This is a genomic window from Actinosynnema sp. (genome assembly GCF_052038725.1).
The window spans coordinates 1-8,590 of sequence record NZ_JBQGCX010000049.1; the positions used below are offsets into that span (position 1 = coordinate 1).

General features: G+C 75.3%; 8 protein-coding genes and 1 pseudogene. 4 read left to right on the forward strand and 5 right to left on the reverse strand.

The window, feature by feature from the left end; all coding sequences use genetic code 11:
- Nucleotides 1-176 precede the first annotated feature (176 nt).
- Both ACTUAL_RS00925 and ACTUAL_RS00930 read right to left on the reverse strand, forming a co-directional pair.
- On the reverse strand, nucleotides 177-596 hold the full coding sequence (locus ACTUAL_RS00925; RefSeq protein WP_096496949.1) for an Imm1 family immunity protein: 420 nt from the start codon (nucleotides 594-596) through the stop codon (nucleotides 177-179).
- 98 nt (nucleotides 597-694) lie between these two features.
- Nucleotides 695-1,492 carry a GGDEF domain-containing protein gene (locus ACTUAL_RS00930; RefSeq protein WP_096496950.1) on the reverse strand — a complete coding sequence of 266 codons (798 nt, stop codon included), beginning with the start codon at nucleotides 1,490-1,492 and terminating at the stop codon, nucleotides 695-697.
- A gap of 150 nt (nucleotides 1,493-1,642) precedes the next feature.
- Here ACTUAL_RS00930 and ACTUAL_RS00935 point away from each other — a divergent pair, with 150 nt between their 5' ends.
- The gene (locus ACTUAL_RS00935) at nucleotides 1,643-4,216 is read left to right on the forward strand and encodes a sigma-70 family RNA polymerase sigma factor (RefSeq protein ID WP_440898924.1); all 2,574 of its coding nucleotides are present in this window, start codon (nucleotides 1,643-1,645) and stop codon (nucleotides 4,214-4,216) included.
- 158 nt (nucleotides 4,217-4,374) lie between these two features.
- Complete coding sequence (locus ACTUAL_RS00940; RefSeq protein ID WP_177154675.1) at nucleotides 4,375-4,926, forward strand: GtrA family protein; 552 nt, start codon at nucleotides 4,375-4,377, stop codon at nucleotides 4,924-4,926.
- Nucleotides 4,927-4,997: 71 nt separating this feature from the next.
- Here ACTUAL_RS00940 and hisN read toward each other — a convergent pair whose 3' ends face one another.
- Complete coding sequence (gene hisN, locus ACTUAL_RS00945; protein WP_440898925.1) at nucleotides 4,998-5,831, reverse strand: histidinol-phosphatase; 834 nt, start codon at nucleotides 5,829-5,831, stop codon at nucleotides 4,998-5,000.
- 32 nt (nucleotides 5,832-5,863) lie between these two features.
- Here hisN and ACTUAL_RS00950 point away from each other — a divergent pair, with 32 nt between their 5' ends.
- Both ACTUAL_RS00950 and ACTUAL_RS00955 read left to right on the forward strand, forming a co-directional pair.
- Complete coding sequence (locus ACTUAL_RS00950; RefSeq protein ID WP_015805064.1) at nucleotides 5,864-6,535, forward strand: response regulator transcription factor; 672 nt, start codon at nucleotides 5,864-5,866, stop codon at nucleotides 6,533-6,535.
- Complete coding sequence (locus ACTUAL_RS00955) at nucleotides 6,535-7,809, forward strand: sensor histidine kinase (RefSeq protein WP_440898926.1); 1,275 nt, start codon at nucleotides 6,535-6,537, stop codon at nucleotides 7,807-7,809. The genes ACTUAL_RS00950 and ACTUAL_RS00955 overlap by 1 nt, the downstream gene beginning before the upstream one ends.
- Before the next feature lie 243 nt (nucleotides 7,810-8,052).
- Here the strand turns inward: ACTUAL_RS00955 and ACTUAL_RS00960 are convergent.
- Both ACTUAL_RS00960 and ACTUAL_RS00965 read right to left on the reverse strand, forming a co-directional pair.
- A pseudogene (locus tag ACTUAL_RS00960) lies at nucleotides 8,053-8,304 on the reverse strand (hypothetical protein); the annotation flags it as partial.
- Nucleotides 8,301-8,590: TNT domain-containing protein (locus ACTUAL_RS00965; protein ID WP_440898927.1), on the reverse strand; the 290-nt coding region annotated here is incomplete at its 5' end. The pseudogene ACTUAL_RS00960 and the gene ACTUAL_RS00965, both read right to left, overlap by 4 nt.

Consider the following 8,590-nt stretch of genomic DNA (forward strand, 5'->3'; position numbering starts at 1 on the left):
CCCGGCAACCCGGCAACCCGGCAACCCGGCAACCCGGCAACCCGGCAACCCGGCAACCCGGCAACCCGGCAACCCGGCAACCCGGCAACCCGGCAACCCGGCAACCCGGCAACCCGGCAACCGAGGCAGGCGTCCTCGGTGGGGGTGGTTGTGTCAAGCCTGGCCGGGTCGCGGCCTCACAGGTCCTTCGACGCCGCGACCAGCTGCATCCTCGGGTGGTCCGGGGGGATCACCCCGCCGCCCGCCAGGTACGCCGCCAGGATCTCGCGGACCGCCTCCAGCGGCACCTCCTGGTCCGCGGGCACGGAGGTCGCGTGGGTCGCCAGGGCGTAGACCACCTCGCCCTTCGCCTGCGGGTCGCCCAGGGTCGCGCGCACGGGGTGGCCGTGCTCCTGCACGAAACCGCGTTCGCGGCCGATGCCCGCGTACAGGATCGGGTAGCTCCACTCCTCGCCGGTCACCGAGAACTCGACCACGACCGGGCTGCCCACGTGCAGCGCGCGCACCCGCTCGACGAGCTCGTCCAGCTCCGCCCTGGTCCGGACCTCGACCGGGTTCCGGCCCGTCGCCAGGTCGTAGATCGCCGTCAGCGCCACCGAACCCCACCACCTTCCCCGTGCGCGGGCCTGGAACGACTGCCCGTTCGGATGGTCGCCGAAACGACCCGAGCACCACAATGGGGCCAACCCCCGCCTCACCCCGTCCTGGGCGGGGCGGCGAGCAGGGCGGACACCTCCTCGTAGGTGTCCGGCAGCGGCCTGAGGACGAGCCTTGCCGGGCCCGCCGGGCGCACGTGCGGGTCGACCGCCAGCCTCGCCTCGGCCTTCGCCGCCAGGTGCGCGAGCCTGTCCTCGACGTCCGCGTCCCGGCGCAGCAGGACCGCCGCGACCGACGGGCCGACCGAGGCGACCGACTCGCCCGCGTCGAACACCCCGCGCAGCGCGTCCGCCAGCAACGTCATGGCCACCACCCGCGACCACCCGGTCGCGCCTTCCAGATCAAGTGACACGAACAGCAGCGCGTAGTCGGCGGGGGTGGCCGCGTACACCTCCCTGAGCCTCGTCCGGAGGTACGCGGCGGTGGCGAGGCCGGTCAGCGGGTCCTCGGCCTCGGTGCTGGCCGACCGGTCCAGCACGACCTCGGCCCAGCCGAGCGCGGTGGCCCGCAGCAGCTTGGCGGGCACCGCGTCGACGTCCGCGCGCGGCGCGCCGACCTCGACGCCGGGGGTCACCAGGACGGCGTGCAGCGCGGCGAGGTCGAGCAGCGTCTCGGCGAGCCCGGCCCCGGATTCCGCCCGCGCCGCACCGAGTCCGGCCAGCGCCCGGCTCGGGTCGTCGCTGCCGAGGACGACCTCGCACACGTCGTCGACCTCCGCGAGCGACCAGTCGTCCGCGAACGCCCACCCCGCCGCCAGCGCGGCCGACCGCCAGCGCCGCTTGAGCGCCCGGCTCCCGTCCGCCGCCTGCCTCACCACCGTCTGCCCCACGCTCACCCGGTTACCTCCTCCGCAGGACGTCCACACGAAGGAGTGACGTGCGACCGGCTCAGCCATGACGGCAAAAACCGGGACACGTTTGAGTGACTTGACGTGACCGTGCGCGACGCGGTGCGGAAGACTTGCCCGCGCGAGGGGAGGGACCACGTGGCGACCGTTCCTGCTGATGTCCCGAGACCGGGGGACGCGGAACTGATCGAGTCGGTGCGCGGGGGTGATGTCGCCGCGTACGGACAGCTGTACGAGCGCCACGTCACCGCCGCCTACAACCTGGCCCGGCAGTTGGCGCGCTCCTCGGCGGAGGCCGACGACTTAGTCTCCGAGGCGTTCTCGAAGGTGCTCGACGTGCTGCGGGGCGGCGGTGGCCCCGACGTGGCGTTCCGCGCCTACCTGCTGACCGCGCTGCGGCACAACGCCTACGACAAGACCCGGCGGGACCGGAAGGTCGAGCTGTCCGAGGACGTGTCCGAGGTCGCCCCCGAGGCGGTCAGCGTGCCGTTCCGGGACACGGCCGTCGCGGGGCTGGAGCGCTCGCTCGCCGCGCGCGCCTTCGCCCGGCTGCCCGAGCGCTGGCAGACCGTGCTGTGGCACACCGAGGTCGAGGGCCAGTCGCCCGCCGAGGTCGCCCCCCTGCTGGGGATGACGGCCAACGGCGTGTCGGCGCTGGCCTACCGGGCCCGCGAGGGCCTCAAGCAGGCCTACCTCCAGGTGCACCTGGCCGAGACGCAGGCCGTGCGCTGCCGGGCGACCGTGGACCGGCTGGGCGCGTGGACCCGCGCGGGCCTGTCGAAGCGGGAGACCACGCAGGTCGAGGCGCACCTGGACGAGTGCTCGGACTGCCGCAGGCTGGCCGCCGAGCTGGCGGACGTCAACGGGGCGCTGCGCGCCGCCATCGCGCCGATCGTGCTGGGCGCGGGCACCGCCGGTTACCTGATCTCCTCGCGCAACTCGGCCTCCCCGGCGGCCACGGCCGCCGCGGGCGGCATCGCGGGCAACGCGCTGGCCGACGCGCTCGGCGGGGCCACCGCCCAGGCCGCCGAGGGTGCGGCTGGCGCCGCAGGCTCGGCAGGCGCAGCGGGTGGACGCTCGGCGGGCGCCTCGGGCGCGGCCGGGATCGCGGGCGAGGTCGTGCGGGCGGCGCTGAGCGGCGGCCCGCGCCAGCTGCTCGGGCTGGCCGCGTCCGCCGCCGCGCTGATCGTCGTGGTCGTCGTGGCCATCGCCGCGCCGGGCGCCGGTTCGGGCCCCGACGTCGCGCAGTCCCCCGCCGCCGAGCAGAGCAGCGGCACCCCGGCCTCCCCCGGCGCACCGGTCCCGCCCGCCTCGGGCGAGGCGGACCCCGCGCCGTCCGAGGTCCCCCCGTCCGGCGCGCCCGCCGACGGGGACGAGGCGCCCGGCGCGGTCCTGCCCCCGGCGGGCACGGGCAACGGGCCGGTCAGCACCCGGGACAACCCGCCACCGCCCCCGCCCGCCGGGGACCCCACGACCGACCCGGACCCGACGACGGGTCCCACCACCCCGAAGCCCCCGGACCCGCCCGACCCGCCGAAGCCGCCGCTCCCGGCGTCGCTGACGGCGACCTGGCCCGACGACTACTCGCTCACCCCCGGCCAGGACCCGAAGCCCCTCGAGGTCGTGGTCGCCAACTCCGGCGAGGTGCTCTCCGAGATCCCGGTGCTGGCGCTGACCCTGCCCCAGGGCGTGCGCCCGGTCAGCCTGTCCCGGCTGGCGGCGGCCGACGCCGACGACCTGGTGGAGTGCGGACCGGTGGACGGCCCGTTCACCTGCCCGGCGCTCCGGGGCGTCGACCCGAAGGGCAAGACCTCGTTCCGGCTGCTGCTGGTGGCCGACCGCACCGCGCAGGGCGGCGAGATCACCGGGACGCTCAACGCGGGCGCCGCCGTCACGGTCAAGCTGAACGTGCCGGTCAAGGTCCTGCCCGAGCCCGACCAGGTGGCGCTGGAGGTGCACAAGCGCGAGTACCCGCGCTGGGGGCACTCCGAGCTGGACATCACCGCCGTCAACGCCGGGAGCCGCGGCGCCGAGCTGGAGCTGACCGCACGGGCCGGGGAGAACGTGTGGCTCAAGTGGAGCAGGAAGCGCGAGGCCTGCCGGGGTGACGAGACCGGGCTGGAGTGCCGGACCGACGTGCGCTCCGGCGGGAAGTTCCGGATCGCGGTGAGCGCGTACGCGGTGCGGGCGGAGAACCCGGCCTCGGAGGAACCGGAACCGGGTCAGGAGCCCGCTGCCGCCGACGGCAGGCGGGGGAAGCACCGGCCCTGGGTCTGGGGCCAGGTGACCGTGACGGCCCGGATCGGGAGCGCGTCGCAGACCGTCGCGGTGATGGTGCGGGTCTGGGAGTACGACCGCGGCCCGCAGCACCCGCCGTCGAGCAGCACCACGCCGCCGACGACCACGACCACGAGCACCCCGCCGCCCACCACCACGACGACCACGCCGCCCACGACGACGACCACGACCACCAGGCCGAGCCCGCCGTCGAGCACGCCCCCGAGCAGCCCGCCGTGGACGCCGCCGAAGACCCCGCCGCCGGGCCACACCCGGCCGACCGACCCGCCGCTGCGGCAGGAGCCCGCCTCCACGCCGCCCGCCCCGGTCCCGCAGGAGCAGCAGGCCGAGGTGGTGGTCGAGCTGCCGGTGTGCACGACCGGTGAGCCGCCGGTGCTGGACGAGGTGGTGACCGTCTGCCGGGTCGCCACCTGAGCGGCCCGACCGGGCGGGGCGGCGCGGGTCGTGAGGTCCGCGCCGCCCCGCCCGAAAACGCTGCGTAATCAGGCACAACGGGCCGCCGGGATGTGGGCTGGGTTGCACTCCGCAGCGGTTTGCGCAGGTCATTCACCCGATTTCCGTACACTGCTGTGGTGTCCGTACTGGAGAACGCTGCCCACCGGCTCCCCGAGCCGCTGCGGTCGCTCGCGCTCAAGCACCGTGAGTTGCTGAAGTTCGCGCTGGTCGGCGGGACCTGCTTCGTGATCGACACGGCGATCTTCTTCGCGCTGAAGTCGACGGTGCTGCTGGAGAAGCCGGTCACCGCGAAGATCGTGGCCACGCTGGTGGCGACGATCGTGTCCTACGTGCTGAACCGCGAGTGGTCGTTCAAGACCCGCGGCGGGCGGGAGCGGCACCACGAGGCGGCGCTGTTCTTCCTGGTCAACGGCATCGGGATCGTGCTGAACTCGATGCCGCTGTGGGTCTCCCGGTACCTGTTCCACCTCCAGGAGCCGGAGGTGAGCAGGCTGGTGCAGGAGGTCGCGGACTTCGCCAGCGCCCAGATCATCGGCACGCTCATCGGCATGGCGTTCCGCTGGTACGGGTACAAGAAGTGGGTTTTCCCCGACGAGGGCGCCCGCACTCCCCGCGCGGAGCGGAAGTCGTACCCGTCGGCCGAGGACGAGAACCTCGGGCATTCCTGAAATCGGGCGAACGTGCGAAAAGCGGCACCCCGCGAACGGGGTGCCGCTTTTTCACGTGCGGGTGAGCGGCGCTATTCGCCGACGGGTCCGAGGACGTCCAGCGCGGCCCGGTGCAGCAGCCCGTTCGACGACAGCGCGCTACCGCCCTGGAACGTCTCCGCGCCGGACAGGTCGCTGAACGCGCCACCGGCCTCGGTGACCAGCACCTGGAGCGGCGCGACGTCCCACGGGTTCACGACCGCCTCGGCGGCCAGGTCGATCGCGCCCTCGGCGACCCGGCAGTGCTGCCAGAAGTCGCCGAACGCCCGCGACTCCCAGGTGGCGTCGACCAGCCGCAGGTAGGCCTCGCGCGAGTGGTGCTCGGCCCACGAGTTCAGGTGCGTGGTCGACAGGTACGCGTCGTCCAACCCGGCGACGCGGGAGACGGTGATCCGCCGCTCCTCCGCCGCGCCCGAGCGGACCCACGCGCCCGCGCCCGCGGACGCCCACCAGCGGCGGCCCAGCGCGGGCGCGCTGACCACCCCGACGACCGGCCGCCCGTCCTCGACGAGCGCGATCAGCGTCGCCCACGCGGGCACCCCGCGCAGGAAGTTCTTGGTGCCGTCGATCGGGTCGAGCACCCACGTGCGGCCCGCGCCGACGCTCCCGCCGAACTCCTCCCCCGCGATCGCGTCGGCGGGCCGCTCGGCCGCCAGCAGGTCGCGGATCGCGGTCTCCACGGCGGTGTCCGCGTCGGTCACCGGGGTCCGGTCGGGCTTGCGGTCCACCACCAGGTCCAGGGCCTGGAAGCGGGCCGTGGTGGTGCCGTCCGCCGCGTCCGCGAGGCGGTGGGCGAGCGCGAGGTCCGCGGCGAGGTCGGACGCGCGGTCGGGGCTGGGTGCGGAACTGCGGTCGGAGCCGGTCACACGGCGATCGTGCCACGCCTAGTCTGGGTCCCGTGAGTGTGGTCTTGCTGGCCGAGGACGACCCGGCGATCGCTGAACCGCTGTCCCGCGCGCTGCAGCGGGAGGGCTACCAGGTGCACGTGGTCGGGGACGGGCCCGGTGCGCTGGAGGCAGCCGAGCACGGCGGGATCGACCTGCTCGTGCTGGACCTGGGGCTGCCCGGCATGGACGGGCTGGAGGTGTGCCGCAGGCTCCGCGCGGGCGGGCGCGGCGTCCCGGTGCTGATGCTGACCGCCCGGTCCGACGAGGTCGACTTCGTCGTCGGGCTGGACGCGGGCGCGGACGACTACGTCGCCAAGCCGTTCCGGCTCGCCGAGCTGATGGCCCGCATCCGCGCGCTGCTGCGCAGGCGGGCCCCGGAGACCCTGGAGGTCAACGGGGTGCGCATGGACCTGGCGGCGCGGCGGGTCACCGTCGACGGCCAGGAGGTGCAGCTGGCGAACAAGGAGTTCGAGCTGCTGCGCGTGCTGATCCAGCGGGCCGGGCAGGTCGTGAACCGCGACGAGATCCTGTCGGAGGTGTGGAACGACCCGGAGCTCAAGAGCAGCAAGACGCTCGACATGCACATGTCGTGGCTGCGCCGGAAGCTCGGCGACGTGCGCTCGGTGGAGCGGCGCATCGCCACGGTGCGGGGCGTCGGCTTCCGCTTCAACACCACCGACTGATGCGCTCCCGCATCCTGCGAGCGATCCTGGTGGCCGTCGCGGTCACCGGGATCGTGCTGGGGCTGCCGCTGGGGTACACGGCGCTGCGGCTGGTCGACGACAGCGCGCACGGCGACCTGGCCAGCCGCGCGCAGCGGATCGCCGCGCTGATCGACGACCAGATCGCGGGCGGCAGCGCGATCGACCTGCGGCCCGCCGAGGTGGGCGTCCCGGTGGGCGGGCACCTGGTGGTCACCTCGCCGGACGGGGTGCGGGAGCTCGGGGAGGCGCTGGACGAGGACGCGCTGAGCGTCGAGGTGCCGATCGCGCAGCAGGGGACGGTGCGGCTGGAGGTGTCGGCGCGGCCGATGCGCACCGACCAGTACCGGATGGCGGCGCTGGTGGTGCTGCTGCTGGTGCTGTCGGTGGGGACCGGGACGGTCGTGGCGACGGTGACGGCGCGCAAGCTCGCCCGTCCGCTGCGGCACGTGGCCAGCCGGGCGGCCCGGCTCGGGGCCGGGGACTTCCGGGGCGATCCGCGCAGGCACGACATCGAGGAGCTGGACCGGCTGGCCGAGGCGCTGGACCGGTCCGCCGTGGCGCTGGCGCAGCTGGTGCAGCGGGAGCGGGAGCTGGTCGGGGACGTGTCGCACCAGCTCAGGTCCCGGCTGACCGCGCTGCAGCTGCGGTTGGAGGCGCTGGCCGAGCACCCGGAGCCGGAGACGGCCGGGGAGGCTCGGGCCGCGCTGGAGCAGGCCGAGCGGTTGACCGAGGTGCTGAACGAGCTGCTGGCGGCGGCGCGGGCGGCGCGGGCGATCGACGCCGAGCCGCTGGACCTGCACGGGGAGCTGACGGCGATCGCCGAGGAGTGGCGGGAGCAGCTCAAGCGCGAGGGGCGGGGGCTGCGGGTGCGGGTGCCGGAGGGGCTGCTGGCGCGCGCCACGCCCGCCCGGTTGCGGGAGGCCATCGGGGTGCTGCTGGACAACGCCCTGCGGCACGGCGAGGGGCAGGTGCAGCTCACCGCCCGCAGCGACGACGGGACCGTGGTGGTCGAGGTCGCGGACGGCGGGAGCGGGGTGCCGGACGAGCTGGCCGGGCACATCTTCGAGCGCGGGGTGTCCGGGGGCGGGTCGTTGGGGGTGGGGCTGGCGCTGGCCCGCGCGCTGGTGGACGCGGACGGGGGGCGGCTGGAGCTGTCGACGGCCAGGCCCGCGACGTTCGCGGTGTTCCTGCCGGTGCCGAAGGCCGAGGACGTGGTGGGCGTGACCTGGCGGACGGACGTCACGCCCCGGTAGCGCCGGGTTCGCCGCGCCGCGCCGGGGTGGCCCCCTGGGCGCGGGCGGCGGGTGTCCGGATCAGCCCTGGGTCGCGGGTGGCGCGGGGGCGGGCTTGAACGAGGTCGGCGCGACCGCCGAGGGCCGCACCACCGGGGTGATCACCGGGCGGGCCGGTGGCGGCGGGGGCGCCGGGGCCGGGGGCGCCGCGGAGGCGGACGGGGCGATCGTGGGGGCCGGGGCCGGTTCGGTCCTCGCCCGGTCCAGGACGCCGACCGCGCCGCGCGCCACCTGGGCCCAGGCCAGGCGGCCGAACAGGTAGTGGCAGGCCACGTCCTCGGCGGTGAACGCCACCCAGTCGTAGCGGTTGCCCTGCTCGCGCCAGAACACCTCGAACTCGGTGCGATCGTCGTCGTGGACCAGGCACCAGGTGTTGTCGGCCTCCTCGCCGATCGACACCACCTCGTCCGGCACGCCGACCGCGCGCAGCCAGTCCCGGATCGACTCGGCGTTCACGGCAGCTCCTCCAGGTAGCCCAGCGCCACCAGGTCGGCGACGGGGTGGGTGGCGCGGTAGCGGGCGCCGCCGCCGCGCTGGCCGAACCACTCGGCGGACAGCGTGTAGTGCGCGGGCAGCTCGCGCAGCACCCGGTAGCGGCGGTAGCCGGAGGTCGCGGCGGCGGGCGGCAGGGCGCGGGCCGGGTACGGGGTGCCCGACCGGGACAGGACGCGGCCCTCCGGGGTGCCGAAGCGGTCCAGCTCGGTGCCGGGGGCCAGCTTGACCTGCTGGCCCGACTCGTAGC